The following is a 23,613-nucleotide window of genomic DNA, read 5'->3' as shown; positions in this document are numbered from 1 at the left end:
GTTATTTCCGATTTCAGCCGCGCAACAGAAAATTAAAACTTAAAAACTATCTTAAGTTTTTGAAAAAGTTGCATCGTGAATAGGTCGCAGCATAGAACTACAATTTAATAATCTATCATTCTTTAGCAATTTTTTTAAAAGGTATACTGGTTTGTCTCCAACAGAATATCGTTTAAGACTAAATTTATAATGATTAACTATAAAAAAATTTGTCATTTGTTAAATTCTTAAATGCAGCCAACTAAGAGATTGTTTTGCCTTTAGGATTTAATAAACTAATAATTACACTAGAATAGACTTATTCTCTTTAATATTATTTTAATTATGATGCAATCAACTTACAAAGATACCTTATATAGTATCCTGAAAAAAGAACAAGAAATTAGTTTAGAGTCGGCACATGTAATAGATGAATCATACTGCATGACTATATTTCTACAGGATCTTCTGGCAAATATGAAAAGATATGTTACTGAAAAAAAATTTAAAGATCAAAATGAAGAAATTGAATTCTTTAGGGTGATTAAACCACAAATACTTGGAAAGCTTATTTACTACAATAAGGTTTATAGAATAGAGACCTCGTGTCCAGTACATGGTGGAAAAATGTATTATGAATATTTTTCAGTGGAACTGCAGCAATTAAAAAATGAATATAAGGAACATATTTTTAATTCTGAATTTTACCGTTACTATCGTTCGGGAAGAACGGACCATGATGATGATTTTTTCAAGTTAGGAAATATAAATATTAACACAGGACTTAATAGTTTTATATTTGAAGTTGATACTCAATTTTCTACCTATTATGATTATAAAGTTTCTCGGATAATTGCCAATGAATTGTTGTACAATTATCTAATAATAAAAATAAATCCTGTGGACAGACCTAACATTGCTTCTACAAATAGAGAGTCGACCGAAAATCTTTTCTGGACAGAATCCAAAAATTCACTAATAGAGTTGATTTATGCCCTTCATGTATCTGGAGCCATTTCTCATGGTAAAGCAGGAATTCGAAAGATTAGCTCGGTTCTTCAAGTATTATTTCAAATTCAGCTGGGCGATATACATCATTCTTTTCATCGAATGAAGGATCGTGCTGGTAATAGAACGCTATTTTTAGACCAGCTAAAATCTTCAGTCGAGGATTATATGGATAAGGATTTATAATATAATACATTTTAATGTTTCGAAAGCAGTATCCAATGGTACTGCTTTTTTATGTTTACCCATCTCCGCCAATTGGCAAAACGTCTTCTAGTACAGTATTGTTTTTCTACAAATAGTAATAAAGCGTTACTATCCGTCACTTTTATCCATCCATAAGTTTTTTAAATATTATCTACTTCAATTGGTAAGTCTTGGCATAAAGTTCTAGAGATACTTGGCAATTTTGTACAGGTCGCTACAACATCTTTACTGTGGAAATTATAGCTTGAAAGAGTAACAATTCTCAATACTGGTAAGTGAAGTGAATAATTGACCAATAGCAAGTCTAACACTATTAATTGATTAAAAACATACCCTTATGAATATAGATAGAATGGAATTTATAGCATGGATGGAACGGATCATGGATCGTTTTGATATTTTAAGCGAACACATTACTGATATCCAAAAAAAACGAAATAACATTGACGGAGAAGAATTACTGGACAATCAGGACCTCCTTCAAATGTTGAAAATTAGTAACCGCTCACTTCAGCGTTATCGTTCAACGGGTAAACTACCGTATTATACGATTAGTGGAAAAATTTATTATAAACTATCCGATGTTCATCAGTTTATACGTGATAGCTTTAATGCTCCTAGACAAAATTTAAAGCCAACGAACGACAACACCTGCCAGCTAAAGTCAGTCTGTGAATAATTTGATCGTAACTATTTATTTTCGATTAAGTAAATTTTAAAACAGCATTAACATGAGCGAACAAACTATTAGTAATCCACAATTAAAGGAACAGTTTTCGGATATTTTGTTGGTATTCGATACCAATAAAAAGGAAGTAAGGGCAGTTAAGGGAATTGGAAAAGATAAAGAATTACAAACAGTAGGCCCGGATAAAAAAAATGAAAGTCAGTTCCTGCGTGTAGACAAACAAGGTGATTTGTTTTCTAATTTTTTCTCCAACTTTTACCGGCAATTAAATGATCCTACACATTTTACCTTTTTTAGATTTCCAGAAAACCAAGCAATACAAATAGCGAAAAGAATGCAGAAAGAAGTTGATAAACCTACGAAAATGGGAGGGAAGCAATTTGAACAACACGAGATAAAATTAGATTATAAACCTGAAAATAAAAATAATATGGAAACCAAACAATCAACACCCGAAGCTGGCGAGTATCGCTACAAATTAGAACAAATCGATTGGAAAGCTATGTCTAATCTAGGATTAGGTAAAGAACGTCTCGAAAAAATGAACTTACTAGAGCCGCTGTTAAAAGGATATAAAACCAATGAACTAGTTCCTGTAAGTCTTGATTTAGGAACCTCCATCACTCGAATGGACGCTAGGCTATCACTACAAGAAAAAGAAAACGGACAAGTAGTTCTTTCTATTCATGGCATCCGAAAAGAACCTCAGTTAAACTACAAATTCTTCGGACATGAATTTTCAAAAGATGATAAAGAAAACTTGCTCAAAAGTGGCAACATGGGCAGAGTCGTTGATTTGATTAATCCCAAATCGGGGGAAACAATACCTTCGATTATTAGCATTGACCGTTTGACCAAAGAAGTTATTGCACTACGCACAGAACATATCAAAATTCCAGAAGAAATTAAAGGGATAAAACTAAATGAGCAACAAAAGCGAACTTTGACAGAAGGCAAATCGTTGTATATCGAAGATATGATCTCTAAAAAAGGAGAACCCTTCAATGCATCTGTTCAATTCAATGCGGATAAACGTTACGTTGAATTCCTTTTTGATAGACCAGATACTAATAAACAATCACAAGCTAAACAACAAGATGTCCCAAAAGAATTTCGAGGCAAAGAACTTGACGAACAACAACATCAAAAACTTAAAGACGGGCAAACCGTTTATGTAAGTGGTTTGGTTGATAAGAAAGGTAAGGAGTATCAAGGGTATATTAGTTTCGATAAAGAGACCGCCAAAACTGTTTTTTCTTTTGATAATCCTAATCAATTAAAAGAGAAAGCAACTCCAAAAGAGGAAAGTAAAACACAGGTTGCGGTTAACTCAGAAGGTAAAACCAACGAGGCGACTAAGAAAATTAAAGAGCCTTTAAAAAGCGAACAGAATAATCCTGAAAGTGCCAAACAGCAAGAACAACAGGATAAGCCAAAAGCAGCAGCTAAATCGAAAGGTCGAAAAATGTAACTATTCTAAAGAGTTAAATCAATGAAAGTAGTAATTGCAGAAAAACCAAGTGTTGCTCGAGAGATAGCCATCTTGTTAGGAGCTACAGAAAAGAAAGAGGGTTTCCTGACAGGAAATGGATATCAGGTAACCTGGGCATTTGGACATTTAGTGACTGTGGCAATGCCAGAAGATTATGGTGTTACTGGATTTCAAAGAGAGGCTTTACCTGTATTACCTAATCCATTCTTGCTAACAGTGCGCAGGGTCAAGAAAGATAAAAGTTATGTTCGTGATCTAGGGGCATTGAAACAACTGAACATCATTGATCAACTATTTAAAAACTGCGAAAGTATCATCGTGGCCACCGATGCGGGAAGAGAGGGGGAGCTTATTTTTCGTTATATTTATGAATATCTCAATTGCAATAAGCCTTTTGAACGTTTATGGATTAGTTCTCTAACTGAAAAAGCCATTATAAATGGGTTTAATAACTTGAAACCAGGAAAGGATTTCGATGGTTTATATCAAGCAGCACTAGGTAGAAGCCGTGCAGATTGGTTAGTAGGAATTAATGCCTCACAAGCATTAACTATTGCAAACGGAAGCGGTATTTATTCTCTGGGAAGGGTTCAGACACCGACACTAGCAATCATTTGCAAACGATTTTTAGAAAACAAGTCATTTGTTAGCAAGCAATATTGGCAAATTGAATTAGAACATCGCAAAGAGTTTATTGATTTCAAAAGTCTTTCCACAATAAAATGGGAAGGTAGTAAACAAGCTGAAGACGCGTTGAAATCGCTACAGAGACATGGGATCGCCACGGTAATTGCCAATGAAACTAAAATAGTTAACGAACAGCCACCATTGCTATTCGATCTTACAGCATTACAGAAAGAGGCTAATATAAAATTAAACCTAACTGCTGAGGAAACTCTCAATATCGCTCAAAGCCTATACGAGAATAAATTCATTAGTTACCCTCGTACCGGGAGTAAGTATATTCCAGAAGATATGTGGGTAGAAGTTTCTAAGCTTATATGGAATTTAGAAGAGATGGAGAAATTTAAAGGAGTAGTTGCTAAAATGAAAATAGGACGTTTAAATAAACGAATTGTTAACGATTTAAAAGTAACTGATCACCATGGTTTATTGATTACAGATAAGGTTCCATCCGCTTTGTCTGCAAAGGAAAAAGCTATTTATGAAATGATCGCATACCGTTTACTTGAAGCCGTTTCTCCTATTTGTATTAAAGAGATAACTGATGTTGTCCTGCAAGTTATACACTATGATTTTGAACTAAAAGGGATTAAAATTATTGATGCAGGTTGGAGAGCTATTAAAGGAAGTTTTTCAGATGAAGAAAAAGATCCTATTCAAGACTTACCAGAACTAAAAATCGATGATGAAGTCAAGATTAAGGCAGCAAGAGTATTGGAAAAGAAAACTAAACCACCTGCTCTTTATACGGAAGCAAGTTTACTTTCCGCAATGGAAAATGCAGGAAATCAGATTGGCAATGAACAAGAACGTAAAGCAATTCAAAATGTAAGGATTGGTACGCCTGCCACAAGAGCAGCTATTATTGAAACCCTTTTTAAGAGGGAATATGTCAAACGTGATAAGAAATTATTAGTACCTTCAGAAAAAGGATTAAAAGTTTACGAAATGGTAAAAGAAATGAAGATCGCTAATGCTGCTATGACTTCCGAGTGGGAACTAGCCTTGCAAAAAATAGAAAACAACGAAGAGAATATAGCAAATTTTCAAAGAGAAATAGAAGTTTATACAACAACTATAACACACGAGATACTTGCTTTATCTATTGCCGTCGAAAATCAACCTGAATTTATTTGTCCAAGGTGTAAATTTCAGAAAATAGCGATTCGGGATAAGTTAGTTAAATGTAAGGATGAAAATTGCAATTGGGTTCAATTTCGAAATATATGTGGCGTAGAGCTAAGCGTTGTGGATCTGGAAGCATTAATTACTAAAGGCAAAACAAGCCTCTTAAAAGGGATGATTAGTAAATCTGGAAAGAAATTTGACGCCTTTATCGTTATGAATGAAAATGGAGAAACGTCATTTGTGTTTCCACAAAAGAAAAAAAGGAGATAAAGCCATTGAATTAGTTCTATTTGTTTATAGCAAAATGTAACTAAGATTTACTGATGTATTTCACTTAAAAAATTAAGAGGTAATTTATGAGAGTGTCAACTCATATTGTAAAAAGGAAGGGTATAAACTGGATAGGGCTGGAATGCAGTGGAGCGTAGGAACGGAGCATAACGAAATGAAGCTTTATCCGGGTTATTAAAGCCTGACCGAACGCAAGGAATGAACGTGTGGAGCTGAGGAACGGAACAGCGTAAAAATACAGCTTCTTATTTTTAAGAGGCTGTTTTTTTATTGGCTGTGAAGTGCCTACGCAAGGTAGGGATGCCGAAAAACTATTTTTCGTTTACACCTTACTGTTGAAGGCATACCGAGTGGAGCAGCCGAACGGAGCAAAGAGAATGACTGGAGTGAGACCTATTGATTACCTAAATTGTCTCTTAGAACGATTCTGCTATTGAGTTAAATTGGTTATCGTGTTCGTCATTGTTTCTAAATTCTATTATTTCTTGCGTTGAAGATAAAGTGTTAGAACTGCAATGTATGTTGTCAACGATATATTGAGCCAAAATTGCCAATTTACAATATCTATGATACTGACGATTAGTAGGATAGTAGCGATAACACATAATACGATGCCGCTTTTTTGTCGTTTTTTAGTTTTTTTGACTGGAGTGAATTGTTTATTTTTAAAACTAGTGTTGTAAATCCTCACTCCACTATTAATCACATGATTTGTATCATTGTCAATTATAGCCCAACCAATTGAATTTGTGCCCAAATCAAGTCCTAAATACTTTCCCATTTATTTTTTTATTTTTAAATATTAAAAGCACTAATTAATTGTTCAAATAACTCCTTTACATTCACATTTCCTGCACCCATTTCTTTAAAAATTTGTTTGTCTGGCAAATCATTCTTTACTGCTTCAGCAAAATTTGCTATATCCGTTTTTATACTTGTTGGAATTGCAAAGTTATCTTCGGGAGCTAGTAGTAATAACAATCTGAAAACATCCATTTTATGTTTTCTTAATTGTCTTTCATCAATTTTTTCTCCGTTTTCTTTGCGCGTTTTATAATCGAGGAATGCTTTGGCTTTTAATCCTATTAAAGCTTCACTATTGGCGAGATGTATGCCTTTATCTAATTTACTGTGTTGGATCGTGAAGTTGTAATAATCATCATCCATCAATATGGCTGATAAACTTGAAATTTCAGTGTCAACAGGAATAGGTGTTAAATATGTTTCTTCATTTAAATCTAATAAATCAGGTATTCTAGAGAATAATTCAATTTGAAATGGAAATTCTTCTACTTGTGGTTTCTGGAAGCGGTAATATTTTCTGTCTTCTTCACTTTTCTCCTTAACATCATAATTTCCTTGCTTTATAAACTCCCAAAAATGAGTTACAAATTCGGGGCTTAATGCTTCGATTACTAAAATTATATCAATGTCTTTTGTTGCTCTTGGTGTAAGTCCAACGCTATCAATGATAATGTCGCAAGCGGTTCCACCAATAATAATGTAGTTATCTGTGAATTCTTTGAAATGCTGTCTGAAAATTTCTAAACCTTTTACCATATGTATTTTTCTATTATTTGGTCTAATGCCATATCTGTTCGTTCATCAATAAATCCGTCTTTTAAACTTAAATATAATGACAGTGGATCTACATTATTTTTATTTGTTATTCCTTTTGTGAGTAGTTCCGGATTGTATTTCCAAACTTCTAATGCATAGTTGCCATTTTCACTATTTAGGTTTACTAACAGATTGTTTTTTCTCAATTCGTAAAATTGTTTTTTCTCAATAGCAAAATATTCTATTGAGCTTGGATTCATATCCGTATATTCTTCCAGCGCGGTTGTGTTTGACTTAAACAACCCTTGTGGTTTTTCATCTACATAAACCGTCTTCATTACGGGACTAATACATAATCCTTCACTGTCTTTCCACAGTTTTTGAATGTCTTTTTCGAATATGATATTCTTTTCTTTTGTCCCTTCTACTTTCACGATGGCTAATCTTTTCAAGTTTTCTATTGCTTTGGTAATTCCCATTTGTGTGTATTGGAATTTCTCAGCTAGTTCTTTGAATGTATATTGGCTTAAATTATCCTCTTTGTGTAAAATTTGATGTAACAAGATTAATTGAGCTGAGGGTAGTAGTAAGACAGATTTTTTAAATACTTTGTCTTTCTCAAAATCTTGAAGGTCTATTAATAATTCTGACATAAACATTTGTTTCCCAGGTATAATGAAACTTATTCTGTTTTCTATTAGCCGTTTACGGTTTATTGCGGTTATAGTGTCAGTTACTATAATTATCCGTTTTTCGAGTTTTTTTTGAATCTCAACTACTTGTTTTCTTAACTGATTTGCATTGAAAGTATCCTCTTTGTTTAGCTCCAATAAAATTAATTGATGATTTCTAAAGGTGGTGCTATAGAATTTAAAATTACTTTTGAATACAAAAGGTAGTTTATTCAATTGTTCCTTTTTCAACTCTTGTATTTCGAGTTGTACACCAAGTATTTGTTGAAAATATTTTTTTAATTGCTCCATAATAAACTAATAAAAGTTATAATAAACTATATAGGTTTATTATACAAAGATAGGTTTATTATACTAAATATTAATTTATTAATGAATAAAATATATTAATTAATGAATAAAAATTCAATTTTTTATACTGAAATAATTGCTTTGTCATTAAATCCAACATTTTCATTGTATTTGATGTATCCCAATTGATTGGTTAGCAGTTTTGTGTTTTTAATTTCAAAATCATTAACATTACAATGATGATGCCCATAAATCCAATAATCGATAGTATTATTTTCAATAAAGACATCTAAGTTTGATGCGAAGGCTTCATTGATTTTGCTGTTGGCATATTTTTCAGGGTAATGGCTAAATGTTGGCGCGTGATGTGTTACTACAATTGTTTTCTTATCATTGCTTTCCTGTACTGCTTTCTTAATAAATGCCAAACTTTCTTGATGCAGGATGTTATAATCATCCGGATTGAATAAACGATTCTTGTATTTAATTACTTTAAAGTCAGAAAGACTTTCTTTTATAAGCCACTGTCTTAAAGGCGAAATGTTAGACCATAAAGTTGAAAAAATCAGATTAACACCTGAAATTTCTTTAACGCAATTGTTTACTAAAAAAATATTGTGACGGATTTGCTCCTCTAAAACACCACTTTTTTCTGTAATGTTGTAATAGTAATATTCGTGATTTCCGGGTATCCAAAAAGTCATTTTAAAATGCTCTGAAATATAATCGAAGAAATCCTGATGTTCATCCATTAAGGCAAACGGCACTATATCACCAGCTAAAATTAGAATATCCGCTGCTGGTTTAATAGGATTTTGAACTATATACTTTTTGTTGTCTGGGAACTCTAGGTGTAGGTCGGAACAATATTGGATTTTCATACGAAGGAAGTTGTTTAGTTTTTAAAAAATAAGGAATTTCCTTTTCTAAGTTAGAGAGTTTTGACGTAGATCAAAAATCTTTAATCTTCCTCATCAAAAAAATCGTCAATATCAAAATCATCTTCTTCAAACCCATCAATCTCGGTAGGAGGGATGGCGCCCGGAGGATTGAATAAACCCCATTCATCCCATATGTGGTTGTTAGTATCAAAACCATTTACCCAATCGATGAATAGCAATTGGAATTCATCGAGTTCTTTCCGGATAAGTGTTACATATTCTAAATCTTTGTAGCTTTCATAAAAACGTAAACTACCCACTTGTACATACACTTGCATGGCATGATCTCTAATAATAGCGGCGTTTTGCATGCGAATACTATATAAGTCGCCACCTTCAGCCCCAGCTATTTTAGCAGGAATGGCTATTGCATTGGCTCGCATTAAATCTTTGGTAACTTGAATATAATCATCGTCTTCTGGCAATGAAGCCATCAAGCTTTCTACTAACTGGAAAATTAGTTCTGCTTTTTGGTAGATAGGCAGGTTTTCGGTTTTATCAAAGTTGGACATAGCTGTTTAGTGTATGATAGTAGGAACGGATTACAAATCCGCTCCATCGGGTTTTGATAGAGATATAAATTTTATAATTGCCCACCAACACCTTTAAATTTCTCTATAAAGGCACTGATCTTTTGAAAAACACTTTGTTTCTTTGCTAAATACTGAGGATTTAAGGGACTCATTTTAGGTAAAATAGCGTTTAATTCGGTGCCGTTTTCACTTGCGAATTCCCGTTTTAAAGACGCAGCTATGTATCTCTTTGTAGCCTCTTCATTTAAATTTTCATCTTTTATTAATTCTGAAGCTTCTTTTTTCTGTCTTTCTTGTGCATACTTGAAGAAAGAATCTATAACATTCGCTTTATCATGAATGGTTTCAAGGTCTGTTTCATTAATGAAATCTACCACTAAATTCTCTTTTGCTCTATTGCCAATGCTTGCTCTAATTACCCTACGGATTTCTTCAATTAAGGTGGCTTTATCTTTGTTCTTTTTCTTATGCTCAAAAATCAATTCAAGAATATAATCCAAGTTTATTTCTTGCGATTTAAGCAAGTCAATTTCAAATACCACATCATCCCAATCAATAGTTGACTCTTCTGATTCTTTGCCGTTTTTCTCTCGTCGTAACCAATCACGTATATCATTATAAGTTGAGCGATAATCTTGAATTGTTCGTTCCGGTAATAGTTTTATCTCTAGCATAGTAGCTAGTTCTTCGTCTGTTACAAAATTAGTTTCTTTAAATGCTTCAAGAGCTTCAACGTCGTCAACATCTATTGTTTGAAGTGTTTTTAGATTATTGAATTCATCGTAATTCTGTAAAATATTTTCTACACGCAAGTACTCTCCAAATAGTTTTGAGAATTCTTTTTTGTCTTTTTCTCTTTCAATTTCGTCTGGTTTTGGGAACTTTTCATTTAATTCCTTAACCACATCCATAAAACCTCTTCGTGCTTCTCCAGTAGCAATATCTGTAAAGCCCTCTAAATATTCTTTGTAGCTCTTTTCGAGTACTACATTTTTAGTGTTTTTATCGCCAAATAAGGTAATTGCATCTACAGTAGCCATTTCTAAATCTCTGAAAGTAATAATGTTTCCAAAAGTTTTTGTAGCATCATATATTCGGTTGGTACGAGAAAAAGCTTGCATTAATCCATGATAACGTAAATTCTTATCTACAAATAAGGTATTCAATGTTGGTGCATCAAATCCAGTAAGAAACATACCTACTACTATAATTAAATCAATTTCTTTACTTTTAACCCGCTTGGCAAGATCACGGTAGTAGTCTTGAAAACCTTTACCATCAATACCGCAATTCATTTTGAACATTGCGTTGTAATCGTTTATTGCTGCTGTTAAAAATTCTTTGGCACTGCTATCCATAGCAGAAGGTTCAAAGTTCTCCTCTGTAATTTCTCCAATAGCACTCTGTTCTTCATTTGCTGCAAAAGAAAATATCGTTGCAATTTTTAAAGGCTTCTCTGTATCTTTTTGAAGACGGTTTAGTTCTTCATAGTAACATTTAGCCGCTACAACACTACTTACGGCAAACATGGCATTAAAGCCTGTGTTTCCTGCGTGACTTCTATGCGTTTTAATTCTGTAATTCTTTAGAATGTATTGCGAAACCTCTTTGATACGAGCCGGATGAAGTAATGCTTTTGTGTTTTCTGCGGCCGTTAATTTTTTCTCATCAACTTCTGTTTCAAAGCTTTTAAACTTAGGTTGTACATTGTTGTAATCTACTTTGAATTTCAGTACTTTTTCATCTCTAATGGCATCCGTAATAACATAGGAATGTAATTCGCGACCAAATACACTTGCTGTTGTTTCTGCACCTAAAGCATTTTCAGGAAAAATGGGCGTTCCTGTAAAACCAAATTGATAAAACTTTTTAAATTTTTTATTCAGGTTCTTTTGCGCTTCACCAAATTGAGAACGGTGTGCTTCATCAAATATGAATACCACTTGTTTTTGATAGATGGCTAAATCACTTTCGCTTTTCATTAAGTGGTTTAGCTTCTGAATAGTTGTAACGATAATTTTATTATCTTCTTTCTCTATATTTCTTTTTAAACCAGCCGTACTATCAGAACCGTTGACGCTATCAGGAGAAAAGCGTTGGTATTCTCTCATAGTTTGAAAGTCCAAATCCTTACGGTCTACAACAAAGAAAACTTTATCAATAAAATTTAGATTTGTGGCTAGTCTAGCCGCTTTAAAACTGGTTAGGGTTTTACCCGAACCTGTTGTATGCCAAATGTAGCCACCGCTTTCTCTATCGGACCATTTTTTAGTATTAAAGGAACTTTCTATTTTCCATAACATTCTCTCGGTTGCAGCGATTTGATACGGTCGCATGATTAGCAAGGTATCACTTGTATCAAAAACGGAGTAGGTGAGTAGTACATTTAACAACGTATGTTTTTGAAAAAAAGTTGCTGTGAAATCTTTCAAATCTTTAATCAAAGAATTGTCTGATTTTGCCCAGTTCATTGTAAAATCGAAACTGTTTTTATCGCGTTTCACAGTGTTAGCAAAATAGCGGCTATCTGTACCGTTAGTTATTACAAATACTTGCAAATACTTAAAAAGGGAGTTCTCACTATTAAAACTTTCTTTACTATAGCGATGCACTTGATTGAACGCTTCACGGATTGCTACTCCACGTTTTTTTAATTCTATTTGCACCAACGGTAAACCATTTACTAAAACGGTTACATCATAGCGATTAGAATGGGTTCCTTTTTGTTCGAATTGTGAAATTACTTGCACTTTGTTACGAACAATATTCCTTTTATCTACTAAGTAAATGTTTTGGATATGTCCATCGTCAAAAACAAAATCATAGATATAATTTTCATGTAACTTTCTTGTTTTATCTACGGTATTATCACTTGGTCTGTCTAAATACTCTTCTACAAAACGAGCCCATTCATTGTTAGAAAACTCCATATTATTTAGCGCTTGCAATTGTACCCTTACATTAGCTAACATGGCTTGTAGTGTGGTAAGGTTAGTAGGGTTTTCATATCCTTGATTGATTAAATCTTGGATGAATTCCTTCTCTAAAGCAGCTTCTGTTTGATAACTTGCAGGAGTTTCATTGACCTCTAAATATTTGGTAAATTTATCTAAAACAATGAAGTTGTTTGATTCTGCTATAGTGGTGTATTCTTTCATTTCTATTAATTATTTAGTTTGATTATTCATTTTCTTCATAATAATATGAATAATCGATGCCTTTCATATACATTTCTCTGCTGTTAATGTCAGTGGTAATTGCTGTCTTAAGTAGTGCGTTTAAAACGCTGCTATCTACCGAACTTATAATCATTGCATTCATATAATTGGTTTTGCTTATTTTGCTCCAATCGATGCATCTTTTTTCTTGTTTTTTCAATATCAAGTCTAGCCAAATTCGGGTACTTCTGCCGTTGCCTTCCATAAATGGGTGTGCTTTGTTCATAGCCACATATTTTTCTACAATTTCATTAAAATTGGTTTCGGGCATAGCGTCAATTTTTAGCAAAGTACTATTTAGATAGTGTGCATATTCAAATCTATATCCTCCTTTTGAAATATTTTTAGTTCGTAATTGTCCAGCAAAATCATATAATCCCCCAAATAAATAAGCGTGTATTTGTTGTAAACCTTTGGCTGTTCCTACTTCAAGACTCTCTACAAAACTGGTTTCAAATAAGGCATACGCCTTGGTTTTGCTTTTGCCATCTATACTTTCTGGGCTATAAGTAAACCAATTGATAAATCTGTTGGCGGTTTTGCTAGGAAATTGTTTCCCCAAGGCTATTATGCCTTCATAGTCGAGCATATCTGTTGCATATCGCTTGCCATCGTTAGCTACTAATTTCAGTTGGGTAGTGTTACTAACCAACTCACTATTTTCTTTCTTTAGTTTAGCTTTTAGGTATTTCCAATAGTTTCGGTTTTTAGTGTAATCTTCTTGGTTTCTTAAAACCGCTACAATATCTAACACGCTAAACCACCATTTGGCATTTTCATCATCCCAAACGGCTCGCACTTCGCGATCATCAAAAAAACGTATAGATATTTTAGACATTTTGCTGTTTGAACGTTAATAACAAATCTCTATAATACTCATATTGCTGTTTTCTTTGTTCTATTTCTTTTGGTAAACCTTCGCTGATGGAAGTAGTAAGAGTGTCGAATTTGTCTAGAATGGAAACAATTTTTTCTTTTACTTCAAGTGTAGGATGAGGTATTTTGATACTATTTAAATTCCTCTGATTCAATTTTGGTTGAGCTGCTCCAGAAATATATAGCGTTAAGTCAATGCTGTTTAAATAGTATTCAACAAATCTTCTTTCAGCATAAGTATTAAATTTCAAAACATGAGCGTGATTATTTACCCAGTTTTTTCCTGATATACTAAATGCAATGGGTGTGTTTCTTGCTAAAAGATTTGCCCCATCTTCCGAAACTAATAAAAAATCACCATCAAAAATATAGTCTTTTACATAATCAACAATGCCCGAAGCTCCATAATATGGAATATTACCGGATTCTCTTAAACCGCCTGTTACAGGTTTTCGCATAGAATCCATATTCTCTGCCAATTCTCCAAGAGATTTACTTGTTACTAACTTTTCATCGAAAATAAACAACTGTTCCCTATAATAACTATATTGCAATTTACGAGCTGTAAGCTCTGCTGTAAGTTCTGCTGTAAGCTTTGTAAAAGAATCGAGAATTGCAACTATTTTTTGTTGAATTTCGAGTGATTTTTTAGGGTTTTCGGGGCAAGGGATTGGGAATTGGTATTGTTTTAATTTACTTACTCCAATTATACTTAAGCCTCCGTTTTTGTTAGCATTGTCAGCACACCATTTACCAAAGTCATAAAATAAATAAAAAAGAAATTTAATATTAATTTTATTTTGGTAAATTTCTTTTAATGAAAAATTAGTTATTTGCTGGTTAGTCAAATAAGGTACTAGAACCAATGCGTGTTCACCCAATGTAGCTGTAGTAGACATTAATAATGAATTTGCGGGAATAAGGTTTCCTTTTACAGCTATGGTGGATACATGCTGAATAGAATAACTTAAAATCCTTCCATTTTGTCGTAAATCTTCCATTCTAAACCAAGGAATTGTACCATCAGACCAAAACTCTGTGTTTTGCTTCGACGGAGTATAGCCATTCTTAACCTGAAAAATGTCATCTACAGTTTTCCATTCAACGGCAACACCTTCCAATAATTTTTCTAAATAATTCATGCTTTGGGTTCGTTTTTAGTTGATGGGAGTTGTTTTATCATGCTATCAAAATCGCTTTCAAACAAATTATCTTGCAAAATTCTATATTTTTCAAATTCGGTTTCTGCATGTGCTTTGGCAATTTCGGCAGTAACTTTGCCTGCATTTTGGAGTATTTCTCTATCAGTGGCAGTTATCCGGAAATTCCGGACAACTGAATTTTCATCTACTTCACTATCGGTAAAAATATGCTTTAAGTGCTCATTTACGGTGCGAGTATTTACATCATACAAAATGCCCATCATTTTTTGTGACAGCCAAATGTTTTCATCTGCATAAATAACATCTACACCTCCATCTCCTGTGGCAGCAATAAATGTTAAGTATTCTGCAGCAGAAGATCTACTAATTGATTTGCTATTTGTTTTCTTCTCGTCCATGATTTAGCTTTCTATTTCATTAATTATGGCATCAATATCCACACGCAGCTTATCAATTTTTTTTACTGTTTTGGCAACTTCCTTATTCAATTCGGTAATGTCAATCTTTTCACGATTGTCTTTTGCTTCTATATAAGAACTCACAGATAGGTTGTAATCGTTTTTCCCAATCTTTGCATTTTCGATAGAAATGGCAACATGAGGCACATCTTCTTTACGATCAAATAAGTCCATTATTTTTTCAATATGTGCATCACTCATCATATTGTTGTTGGTTACCTTTTTGAAGAAATCTTCGCCGCTGGCATCGATAAATTGCGTGGTAGTATCTGTCTTATGTTTAGAAAGTACCAAAAGTGTAACCGCTATAGAAGTTCCATAAAACAAATTGGGAGCTACGGATATAATGGTTTCTACAAAGTTATTATCTATTAAGTATTTTCTAATTTTTTGTTCGGCACCACCACGGTAAAAAATACCGGGAAAACAAACTAATGCAGCTCTTCCTTTTGGAGATAGATAATGTAGTGCATGAAGCACAAAGGCAAAATCTGCTTTTGATTTTGGTGCTAATACCCCAGCAGGAGCAAAGCGGTCGTCGTTGATTAATGTTGGGTCTTCATCTCCAATCCATTTTACCGAATAGGGAGGATTGGATACAATAGCATCAAAGGGTTTTTCATCGCCTAATTGCGGGTCTTTTAGCGTGTCTCCCAACACAATATTAAACTTATCGTAATTGATGTTGTGTAAAAACATGTTCATACGCGCCAAGTTATAGGTTGTGTGGTTTATTTCTTGGCCATAAAAACCATCTTCGATAATGTGGTTATCAAAATGTTTTTTGGCTTGTAAGAGTAAAGAACCAGAACCTGCTGCAGGGTCATAAATTTTATTTACAGTGGTTTGCTTGTGCATTGCCAATTGCGCAATTAGTTTGGATACGTGTTGCGGTGTAAAAAATTCACCACCTGATTTACCAGCATTAGCGGCATAATTGGAAATCAAAAATTCATAAGCATCCCCAAAAAGATCAATTTCGCTGTCTTCAAAATTGCCAAAATTTAGTTCTTCTACACCTTTTATCACCGCTGCTAAACGGCTATTTTTGTTTTCAACTGTATTTCCTAATCGAGAACTTGTAGTATCAAAATCGGCAAACAATCCCTTAATATCTTGTTCTGATGGATAGCCATTCGCAGAACTTTCAATAGCATTAAAAATAGTTTTTAAATCGGTGTTCAGGTTTGGATTGGTATTAGCCGTTTTAGTGACATTTGCAAAAAGTTGACTAGGATAGATAAAATACCCTTTTGTTTTTATCGCATCGTCTTTTATTTCTGCTACTATTTGATCATCTGCAAAATTGGCGTAATCTACACTTTCATCACCACCCTCAATATATTTTGTAAAATTTTCACTTATAAATCGGTAGAAAAGTGCTCCTAAAACAAAATGTTTGAAATCCCATCCATCTACTGAGCCGCGTACTTCGTTGGCTATTCTCCATATTTTCGCTTGTAATTCTGCTCTTTGTGCTGTACTTGTCATTATTATTCTTTTTGTAAATCTTTAGGGTTAACTTATATTATTTTAGGTGAAAAAGTATTGTTCGTATTTTATAAAAGAATTCAAATTATTCTAGTACTGTTGATTCCGTTCTTTTAAGGTCTTTACTGATACAGTTTATTGCTGTGTAAGTAAAGGCATCTAAATTACTATTATATCTCAAAAAATAGGAGATAAAACTATAATTATTCTTTGGAGTTGTATCATTTATTTTTTACTCCTTACTATCTTTTTCTAAATATTGAATACTTTTTAGTTAGTTCTTGTTCGCTTCTTGGAGCATAGGTGGTTATGGAACAAGATTTATTTTTTGGTGCTCATTTTTACATACGTTCGTTATTATGAACAAAAACAATCAATTTGTACATAATAACAAACATTTTTACGTTTGTTTCTTGAATGGTTTTATATAAATAGAATACTTAGAAACACTATTGGAGCATTATGTAATTAAGTCTGCTTGATAGTTGATATTCTTTTCAACTAACCCTCCTGCACCAAATGTTGCAAATCAGGATCGTTTTTAATTCGTTGCAATTCACTTTCGATAATTAAAACAATATCCCGTTTTATCTGTTTGTAATTAGTCTCAATTTCGGCTTTCATCTGATCTTCAACATTTTCATCAACGAAAGATAAGATAACAGGTATCTTTTTATACGCCCTAGTTTCTGAAGTTACTCTATCATTATCTACGACAATTTCAGAATGGAAAATTTTCTGTTCAATGCGTTCATCAAAGTTATCTGCAACAGCTCCCACGAAGATTCCTTGCGTAAGTGTAGAGATTTTAGAAGCTGGAATCAGACTGTCTAATTGTGTGGAAATTGAAGTTGATTTATCGTTTCGATTAATGGTTAAACTTTGACGTTTTTGTAATACTTTCCCAAAGCGTTCAGATAGGCTTTTGGCAGTCTCTCCCACAACCTGACCGCTAAAGATATTGCCAACGGTATTTTGGATCACCTTACTCTCCTTGTCGCCATAATCACGGGTTAATTGCGAATAGTCTTGAAATCCCAAACAAACGGCTACTTTGTTACTTCTAGCGGTAGCTATTAGGTTATCCAATCCTCTGAAGTAAATTGTTGGCAACTCATCAATGATCACTGAGCTTTTTAATTTTCCTTTCTTATTGATGAGTTTTATAATTCGCGAATTGTACAAACCCAATGCCGCTGAATAAATATTCTGACGATCTGGATTATTACCAACGCATAGAATTTTAGGCTCTTTTGGATTGTTAATGTCCAGCGAAAAATCATCTCCAGTCATAACCCAATAAAGTTGAGGCGAAATCATGCGTGACAACGGAATTTTCGCGGAAGCGATTTGTCCTTGCAACTGATCCTGCGCTCCACCTTGCCAAGCATCCATAAACGGAGATAAATAGTTTTCGAGATCAGGGTAGGAAGTAAGGATCGTGAATACATCAATATATTTCTTGTTGAGTAATTCAATAGCATGTGGAAAAGTACAGTACTTTCCATTATCATAAATTTTCAGATACCAGATTATAGCGGCTAGTAATATAATTGGAGATTCGACAAAGAAATCCCCTTGTTTTTGTATCCAACTGCGGTTTAGGTTCAACATAATGGTATAGGCAGATTCATAAGCGTCTGAGATGTCAGTCATGAAATCGGGATTGATGGGATTACAACGGTGGCTCCTGCTAGGATCGTCAAAGTTGATAATATAGAACTTTGGTTTAACGGTATACTTATCGCTATGCTTTAATAAGTGATTGTAGGCAATTGTCGAAAGATCATCGAATTTAAAATCGTAGATGTACATCGAAAATCCTTTTTCGATATGCTGCTTGATATAGTTGTTTATGATCGCATAACTTTTTCCAGAACCTGGTGTTCCCAAAACAATGGAGGCTCGGAAAGGATTTACAACGTTTATCCATCCTTCATTCCATTTTCCTTTGTAATAAAACTTGGTTGGCAAATTAACGGAATATTCATTTTGTATTAATGTGGTTTCTTGCATAAAGCTTTCATTCTCATTATTAAAAACGTCATCCATAAGATTGGTACGCAGTAGGCGGCTAATCCATACACCAGCTACCATTAACGAAATATAACCCGCTGAAGTAGTCAAGATATACAAGGAGATAGCGATTCCAGCAGGCAACTTCAACAAAGGTGTATTGAGAAAGAAGAGTATAAATCCAATGATTAAGGCAATGTAGATTTTTGTCCAACTAATTTTTTCGTTTTTGACTCCTTTTGTTCCCAAACAGCTTAAAGCTAACAATACCAAAGCAAAAATCTTGGTGTATAAGGTATGAGAGAACAGGCTTGCCGTCCGTTGAAAATTACCTAGTATTTTATTGATGATTTCTAGCGTCCAACCTTTTTCTAAGAAAAAGCTATAGCAAAACCAGTAGAAGTGCATCAATAATAATAGGATGCTTACCGCACGCATGAAAGCCATTATTTTGGCGAGTCCTCTTAAATCGTCTTCTCCTTGCATAATTGAAAAAATTAAAATGTAACGAGCGAAAATAGATCGAACGTTAAAGAATCTAAGTTAATTGACTTCCGTTGGCATCAATTGACCTTGGTTGTCTCGCTGAAACTATTTCTTGCCGCGATGATTGTTTCGTTTCGTCTTTTTCTTCATTTGATTAGCAAATGCTTGCTCTTCATAATCTTCACCTTGTCCATTTGGTAGCAAACTTCCAAGGCTTTCTACAAGGCCAAAATCAATATTAGAATGGGTTGAATTATTTCCATTAAGAAAATCGAAAAGAGCGTGTGGTTTTTCATTTTCTAGTTCGAAATCTTTCTCTTGATTTGTGGATAGGACTGTTTTATCATTCTTCATGTCATTTTGAACTTTTTGAGTACCTTCATTCTTCCAACAGTCATTAAAAACGTTGGCTGATAAATTTTTACTTAATTGGGATCCATTCCACACGGTACGAGATTCGTGGTCAATAAAAGTCATTCCGTAAATTCGTCCTTGATCATTTCTTCGAACAATGGTATTAACTCCTTGATCGACTAGTTGTTTTTTAAAGTCGGTTTCATTAGTCGTGGTATGCATTGCGACTTCAACCGAATTTTTTAGGATCTCTTTCGAAGGTTCTGTTTTCATTTTTTCTTTAGATTGTTCGAAATGATTTTGTAAACTATCCATTCCAGCCTGTTTTCCAAATAGAGAGGATTTGAACGGATTAGTCACTTTTTCTCCTTTTTCATTCAATGCAAAATAGACGAGTCCTTGCTTAGTTCGACCTTGAATTTCTCCTGTCACTTGTTCGGCAGTGATATTAAAAAGTGAAAGCAAAGCGTTATATGCTCCTAAACTTTGATACTGATAGTACTTTGGTAAATAGCGAATTACCGATGCTATTTGACTTTTTACATTGGTTTCTTTGTAGTCAACTGGTTTAAAAATTACTTCTTTCGAATTGTGTTTCTTTTCAGTAGCAGAAAGTAATTGATATTTTTGTTCCAATTCACGACAAGCATTCATAGAACGTAATTTTTCATAGGAATCAGTTAACTTTTTGCCGTAACGATCAACGCAGGTCGAAACGATATGAATGTGCGTTCGTTCAATATCAGTATGTTTAAATACTACATAAGGCTGGTCACCATATCCCATAAGTTCCATGTAGTCTTTTGCGATCTTTTTAAAGTCTTCATCAGATACACTATCTTTTGGATTTGGGTTAAGTGAGATATGCAAAACAGGTTTTTCTGTTCGTTTGTTTGCCATTAAATAAGGTTCGAACGAACTGTATAACTGGTTAACAGTAAACTGTCCATTGACTGTTTCTCTTATTCTGTGAGTCGCTAATATTGCTCCATTTTCTTGATTTACTTTTAATTGGTTATACGAAAGCGCACCAATTATATTTGCACCACGACCAATTTTTGCTATCATTTTTCTTCTTTTTTCAAATGTTTCAGTTCAAATTCTTCTGTTAATTGAGCGATATCGCGACATAATTGTGCTAATTCTATTGTTTGTTTTTCCAATTTAAAGAGGTAAGCTGCTGCTTTCTTTTCAGAAAAATTACGGTATAATATCTTCACAATCTGATTGTAGTTAACGCCAACGGCACGAAACTGACCATACAAAGTGGTTAAGCGCATATAATAATCCATTGTTGCCATATCTACTTTTACCGTTTTTATTTGCTTTTCAAATAGAACTGAAGTAATAAAATGAGCTTTATTGTCTGCTCCCGAAGCTTCAAAAAGAGATAGGAATTTAGCATTTTCCTGATCCGTTAAACGAAAAACATAACGGTGTATGCTAGGATCCTTTTTGGGGTTCCTACCGCCTTTGTGTTGTTTTTTGTTCTCTTGATCTTCCATCATCATTCCATTTGTAATTTTTAGAAAACCCCGACTTCGGAGGGAGTTTTAAGCCCCGCCGCGGCGGGCAAGTTGTTTTGAGGCACGGAATTCATTTCGAGTGCCTCAAAACACAACTTGCTCTGTTCTGGTGAACAGATAATCCGTCCGCCTGCCGGCGGAACAGATTTAATAGAGCAGGGAAAAACGGCTTTAGGCCGTTCCAGTTAGTGTTTAACTTTTTATTTACGCCTTTCATTTTTTAATTTCTTTACTTCCTTAACAAAGTAAATCATTGAATTTTAGAACGATGTAATAGTAAGTGTAGCCAAATAATGCCACATAACGCCAATGAAATCCTGCTTCTATAAAGTAGCGGTGGTAGCTACTTTCTTTGTTTCAAAATTGTAAAGGGATATTTAAAAATGATTTTATATCCAATTATAAACACAAATAATAAGATTTAGGAGTAAGCAAGCAATTAGCAAAAAAGAAAGTTGTAAAACGATAAAGTTGTACAACTATAAAAATGTAAAAGCATAAAAGCAGTAAAACAAATGAGCTTACATAAAACCGAAAAACAAGGAATACTTTTTGGAAAATATAGGAATATGCAATTGTAGATAAATACATATTTAAAGCAAATAAATAGAACAAAAGCTTGTACGGAAATACAAGAAGGCATACTGAGGTAGAGCAAAACAATTTAGTAAATAGATAACTTTAAAATTATAAGTAATGAAAACAATAAAGAAAACTTTAAAAATCAGTTTTTCTACCCAAAAGGGTGGAGTAGGGAAGTCGACAATGACAACTTTGTTAGCTAGTGTGCTACATTACCGATTGGGATTTAATATTCTGGTGTTGGACTGTGATTTTCCGCAGCATAGTCTTAGTAATATGAGAGACAGAGATCTTAAAACGGTGATGCAAAATGACTACCACAAAAGAGCTGCAATGAAGCAGTTTCAGTCGATTGATAAAAAAGCATTTCCAGTCATTCGTTGTAAGGCCGAAAATGCGCTAGAAAAAGCGTCAGAATATGTAGATCAATCGAATACTGATTGGCATATTATTTTGTTTGATCTTCCAGGAACTGCCAATACCAAAGGTGTTTTGACCACATTAAAAGCGATGGACTTTATCTTTTCGCCCATCACTGCTGACCGTTTGGTAGTAGAAAGTACCTTAAGCTTTGCCAAAGCATTTTTGCAGCTTCCAGAAACAGATGGAGGCAACAAGAACTTAAAATTTTGGTTGTTTTGGAATCAAGTGGATAGGAGGGAAAAGACCAGTTTATATAAGGCTTACCAAAGTGTGATAGAAGAATTAGGTCTTTCCATAATGGAAACAAAAATAATGGATAGCAAGCGCTTCCGCAAGGAAACAGATGATACTAGCAATTACATATTTAGGTCAAGCCTTCTTCCTGCTGAACTTAATTTGATGAAGATAACTAAACTAGACCTCTTTGTAAATGAATTTCTCAAAAGTGTAAACCCTTAAATCCCATCTTCTATGGAATCTGATAAAAAGCACAAAGGTTTTCAAAAACCTAATGTAGATGAGGACTACCTCATGAATATCATGAGTGGCGATGAAGTGGTTAATAATAGCCAAAATGTTGAACCAACGGAAAACAAACCTAAAGAGAAAACTCGTGCAAGTGCTACAAAAAAGCGGAACTATGAAGAGATGTTTCTTACCAATAGATACCCGTCAGGACGTAGTGGTAAAGTAGTCTACATAAGACCTGAATACCACGAGCGACTCCTTCGAATTGTACAATTGACAAGGGAAGAGAAAACAACACTGTATTCTTATATCGATAATATCTTAGAACAGCATTTTAATGATTTTGGAAATGAAATTCAGGACTTCTTTAATGAGAGAAACAAACCGATTTTTTAATGAATGAAAAAAACGAAATAGAATGGAAACTCTAATTGTAATTTGTCTGCTCATCGTCATTTTCCTTTTGGCAAAAGACAAAATTGTTATTAAAAAATATCCAAGGCAAAAGGCAGTGCAAGAAGGGAAAAATCCAAATCTTCCCGATATTATGGGACAACCCAAGCCTCAAAAAAGCCTTGCTGTGCCAAACAATGACTATGAAAGTCAAAAGCAAAAAGAGGAGCAAACAAATGATAATTTTGAAATCGAAATCGACGAAGAAAAAGTCGAATTACAAATGCTACCAGAAGAGCTGGAAGAAGTTTTTGAGAATGTACCTGATTTTGAGACTGAAGAAGAAGAATGGAATAGTTTTGGAATATCCGATAGCGATAATGGTTTTGCCCAAGGGGTTACCTTTGAAGAATTAAGCACTGTAAAAACGTTGTTACAAAAAGAGAAAATGAGATCCTCTCAAAAGGAAACAGCAACAGTACTACTTCAGAAAATACAAGGAACCGAATTATTCGACCTATTGGAAAATTCTATTGAAGATGCTTCTCAAAAAATAGCCAAGCTACTAGACGGCACACTTTCTTCAGAAACGGATTCTGGTTCTTCTTTTTTGTGTAAAAATGATTTGGAGGAGTTTGATATTGGGGAGTTTGTATAGGCTCCCC

Annotated in this window: 20 protein-coding genes; 7 read left to right on the top strand and 13 right to left on the bottom strand. The window is 33.8% G+C overall.

Annotation, left to right across the window (positions count from 1 at the left end):
* The first annotated feature begins 327 nt into the window (after window positions 1-327).
* The 4 genes from IWX83_RS14685 to IWX83_RS14670 all read left to right on the top strand — a co-directional run bounded on the left by IWX83_RS14685 (window position 328) and on the right by IWX83_RS14670 (window position 5,456).
* The gene (locus IWX83_RS14685; protein ID WP_370568435.1) at window positions 328-1,173 is read left to right on the top strand and encodes an RteC domain-containing protein; all 846 of its coding nucleotides are present in this window, start codon (window positions 328-330) and stop codon (window positions 1,171-1,173) included.
* A gap of 358 nt (window positions 1,174-1,531) precedes the next feature.
* A complete protein-coding gene (locus IWX83_RS14680; protein ID WP_196830765.1) occupies window positions 1,532-1,873 on the top strand; it encodes a helix-turn-helix domain-containing protein in 342 nt (113 codons plus the stop codon).
* Between the two features lie 52 nt (window positions 1,874-1,925).
* Window positions 1,926-3,353, top strand: a complete 1,428-nt coding sequence (locus IWX83_RS14675) for a DUF3945 domain-containing protein (RefSeq protein WP_196830763.1) — start codon at window positions 1,926-1,928, stop codon at window positions 3,351-3,353.
* A gap of 21 nt (window positions 3,354-3,374) precedes the next feature.
* Window positions 3,375-5,456, top strand: a complete 2,082-nt coding sequence (locus tag IWX83_RS14670) for a type IA DNA topoisomerase (protein ID WP_196830761.1) — start codon at window positions 3,375-3,377, stop codon at window positions 5,454-5,456.
* Window positions 5,457-5,955: 499 nt separating this feature from the next.
* Here the strand turns inward: IWX83_RS14670 and IWX83_RS14665 are convergent, their stop codons facing one another.
* The 13 genes from IWX83_RS14665 to mobA form a co-directional block, all read right to left on the bottom strand.
* Window positions 5,956-6,258, bottom strand: coding sequence for a hypothetical protein (locus tag IWX83_RS14665; RefSeq protein WP_196830759.1), 303 nt, complete (start codon window positions 6,256-6,258; stop codon window positions 5,956-5,958).
* A gap of 14 nt (window positions 6,259-6,272) precedes the next feature.
* Window positions 6,273-7,037, bottom strand: a complete 765-nt coding sequence (locus IWX83_RS14660; protein ID WP_196830757.1) for a hypothetical protein — start codon at window positions 7,035-7,037, stop codon at window positions 6,273-6,275.
* On the bottom strand, window positions 7,031-8,020 hold the full coding sequence (locus tag IWX83_RS14655) for a MarR family transcriptional regulator (protein ID WP_196830755.1): 990 nt from the start codon (window positions 8,018-8,020) through the stop codon (window positions 7,031-7,033). The genes IWX83_RS14660 and IWX83_RS14655 overlap by 7 nt, the downstream gene beginning before the upstream one ends.
* A 122-nt stretch (window positions 8,021-8,142) precedes the next feature.
* Window positions 8,143-8,901: a metallophosphoesterase gene (locus IWX83_RS14650; RefSeq protein ID WP_196830753.1), complete on the bottom strand. Its 759-nt coding sequence runs from the start codon at window positions 8,899-8,901 to the stop codon at window positions 8,143-8,145.
* Between the two features lie 80 nt (window positions 8,902-8,981).
* A complete protein-coding gene (locus IWX83_RS14645) occupies window positions 8,982-9,473 on the bottom strand; it encodes a hypothetical protein (protein ID WP_196830751.1) in 492 nt (163 codons plus the stop codon).
* A gap of 71 nt (window positions 9,474-9,544) precedes the next feature.
* Window positions 9,545-12,652, bottom strand: a complete 3,108-nt coding sequence (locus tag IWX83_RS14640) for a type I restriction endonuclease subunit R (protein ID WP_196830749.1) — start codon at window positions 12,650-12,652, stop codon at window positions 9,545-9,547.
* A gap of 22 nt (window positions 12,653-12,674) precedes the next feature.
* Complete coding sequence (gene fic / locus IWX83_RS14635; RefSeq protein ID WP_231380056.1) at window positions 12,675-13,550, bottom strand: protein adenylyltransferase Fic; 876 nt, start codon at window positions 13,548-13,550, stop codon at window positions 12,675-12,677.
* Window positions 13,543-14,730, bottom strand: a complete 1,188-nt coding sequence (locus IWX83_RS14630) for a restriction endonuclease subunit S (protein ID WP_196830747.1) — start codon at window positions 14,728-14,730, stop codon at window positions 13,543-13,545. The genes fic and IWX83_RS14630 overlap by 8 nt, the downstream gene beginning before the upstream one ends.
* The gene (locus IWX83_RS14625; protein WP_196830740.1) at window positions 14,727-15,149 is read right to left on the bottom strand and encodes a hypothetical protein; all 423 of its coding nucleotides are present in this window, start codon (window positions 15,147-15,149) and stop codon (window positions 14,727-14,729) included. The genes IWX83_RS14630 and IWX83_RS14625 overlap by 4 nt, the downstream gene beginning before the upstream one ends.
* Before the next feature lie 3 nt (window positions 15,150-15,152).
* Window positions 15,153-16,700: a type I restriction-modification system subunit M gene (locus IWX83_RS14620; RefSeq protein ID WP_196830738.1), complete on the bottom strand. Its 1,548-nt coding sequence runs from the start codon at window positions 16,698-16,700 to the stop codon at window positions 15,153-15,155.
* A gap of 501 nt (window positions 16,701-17,201) precedes the next feature.
* A complete protein-coding gene (gene mobC / locus IWX83_RS14615; RefSeq protein ID WP_196830736.1) occupies window positions 17,202-19,202 on the bottom strand; it encodes a conjugal transfer protein MobC in 2,001 nt (666 codons plus the stop codon).
* Between the two features lie 105 nt (window positions 19,203-19,307).
* Complete coding sequence (mobB, locus tag IWX83_RS14610) at window positions 19,308-20,624, bottom strand: conjugal transfer protein MobB (RefSeq protein ID WP_196830734.1); 1,317 nt, start codon at window positions 20,622-20,624, stop codon at window positions 19,308-19,310.
* Window positions 20,621-21,067: a conjugal transfer protein MobA gene (mobA, locus tag IWX83_RS14605; RefSeq protein WP_370568434.1), complete on the bottom strand. Its 447-nt coding sequence runs from the start codon at window positions 21,065-21,067 to the stop codon at window positions 20,621-20,623. Before mobA ends, mobB begins: the two co-directional genes overlap by 4 nt.
* A gap of 711 nt (window positions 21,068-21,778) precedes the next feature.
* On the opposite strand from mobA, the gene IWX83_RS14600 reads away from it, so the two are divergent.
* From IWX83_RS14600 to IWX83_RS14590, 3 genes are read left to right on the top strand one after another with little or no spacing between them, the layout of a single operon-like run.
* On the top strand, window positions 21,779-22,546 hold the full coding sequence (locus IWX83_RS14600) for a ParA family protein (RefSeq protein ID WP_196830726.1): 768 nt from the start codon (window positions 21,779-21,781) through the stop codon (window positions 22,544-22,546).
* A gap of 12 nt (window positions 22,547-22,558) precedes the next feature.
* Complete coding sequence (locus tag IWX83_RS14595; protein ID WP_196830724.1) at window positions 22,559-22,951, top strand: DUF3408 domain-containing protein; 393 nt, start codon at window positions 22,559-22,561, stop codon at window positions 22,949-22,951.
* A 22-nt stretch (window positions 22,952-22,973) separates the two neighbouring features.
* Complete coding sequence (locus tag IWX83_RS14590; protein ID WP_196830716.1) at window positions 22,974-23,606, top strand: conjugal transfer protein TraD; 633 nt, start codon at window positions 22,974-22,976, stop codon at window positions 23,604-23,606.
* Window positions 23,607-23,613: the final 7 nt, after the last annotated feature.

It is taken from the genome of Flavobacterium sp. CG_9.1, from assembly GCF_015751645.1.
GTDB lineage: Bacteria > Bacteroidota > Bacteroidia > Flavobacteriales > Flavobacteriaceae > Flavobacterium > Flavobacterium xanthum.
This window is presented reverse-complemented; position numbering and strand designations above follow the sequence as displayed.

Coding starts and splice junctions, on each gene's coding strand:
- IWX83_RS14685 (WP_370568435.1), top strand. CDS start 328: ATGCAATCAACTTACAAAGATACCTTATATAGTATCCTGAAAAAAGAA.
- IWX83_RS14680 (WP_196830765.1), top strand. CDS start 1,532: ATGAATATAGATAGAATGGAATTTATAGCATGGATGGAACGGATCATG.
- IWX83_RS14675 (WP_196830763.1), top strand. CDS start 1,926: ATGAGCGAACAAACTATTAGTAATCCACAATTAAAGGAACAGTTTTCG.
- IWX83_RS14670 (WP_196830761.1), top strand. CDS start 3,375: ATGAAAGTAGTAATTGCAGAAAAACCAAGTGTTGCTCGAGAGATAGCC.
- IWX83_RS14665 (WP_196830759.1), bottom strand. CDS start 6,258: ATGGGAAAGTATTTAGGACTTGATTTGGGCACAAATTCAATTGGTTGG.
- IWX83_RS14660 (WP_196830757.1), bottom strand. CDS start 7,037: ATGGTAAAAGGTTTAGAAATTTTCAGACAGCATTTCAAAGAATTCACA.
- IWX83_RS14655 (WP_196830755.1), bottom strand. CDS start 8,020: ATGGAGCAATTAAAAAAATATTTTCAACAAATACTTGGTGTACAACTC.
- IWX83_RS14650 (WP_196830753.1), bottom strand. CDS start 8,901: ATGAAAATCCAATATTGTTCCGACCTACACCTAGAGTTCCCAGACAAC.
- IWX83_RS14645 (WP_196830751.1), bottom strand. CDS start 9,473: ATGTCCAACTTTGATAAAACCGAAAACCTGCCTATCTACCAAAAAGCA.
- IWX83_RS14640 (WP_196830749.1), bottom strand. CDS start 12,652: ATGAAAGAATACACCACTATAGCAGAATCAAACAACTTCATTGTTTTA.
- fic (WP_231380056.1), bottom strand. CDS start 13,550: ATGTCTAAAATATCTATACGTTTTTTTGATGATCGCGAAGTGCGAGCC.
- IWX83_RS14630 (WP_196830747.1), bottom strand. CDS start 14,730: ATGAATTATTTAGAAAAATTATTGGAAGGTGTTGCCGTTGAATGGAAA.
- IWX83_RS14625 (WP_196830740.1), bottom strand. CDS start 15,149: ATGGACGAGAAGAAAACAAATAGCAAATCAATTAGTAGATCTTCTGCT.
- IWX83_RS14620 (WP_196830738.1), bottom strand. CDS start 16,700: ATGACAAGTACAGCACAAAGAGCAGAATTACAAGCGAAAATATGGAGA.
- mobC (WP_196830736.1), bottom strand. CDS start 19,202: ATGCAAGGAGAAGACGATTTAAGAGGACTCGCCAAAATAATGGCTTTC.
- mobB (WP_196830734.1), bottom strand. CDS start 20,624: ATGATAGCAAAAATTGGTCGTGGTGCAAATATAATTGGTGCGCTTTCG.
- mobA (WP_370568434.1), bottom strand. CDS start 21,067: ATGATGATGGAAGATCAAGAGAACAAAAAACAACACAAAGGCGGTAGG.
- IWX83_RS14600 (WP_196830726.1), top strand. CDS start 21,779: ATGAAAACAATAAAGAAAACTTTAAAAATCAGTTTTTCTACCCAAAAG.
- IWX83_RS14595 (WP_196830724.1), top strand. CDS start 22,559: ATGGAATCTGATAAAAAGCACAAAGGTTTTCAAAAACCTAATGTAGAT.
- IWX83_RS14590 (WP_196830716.1), top strand. CDS start 22,974: ATGGAAACTCTAATTGTAATTTGTCTGCTCATCGTCATTTTCCTTTTG.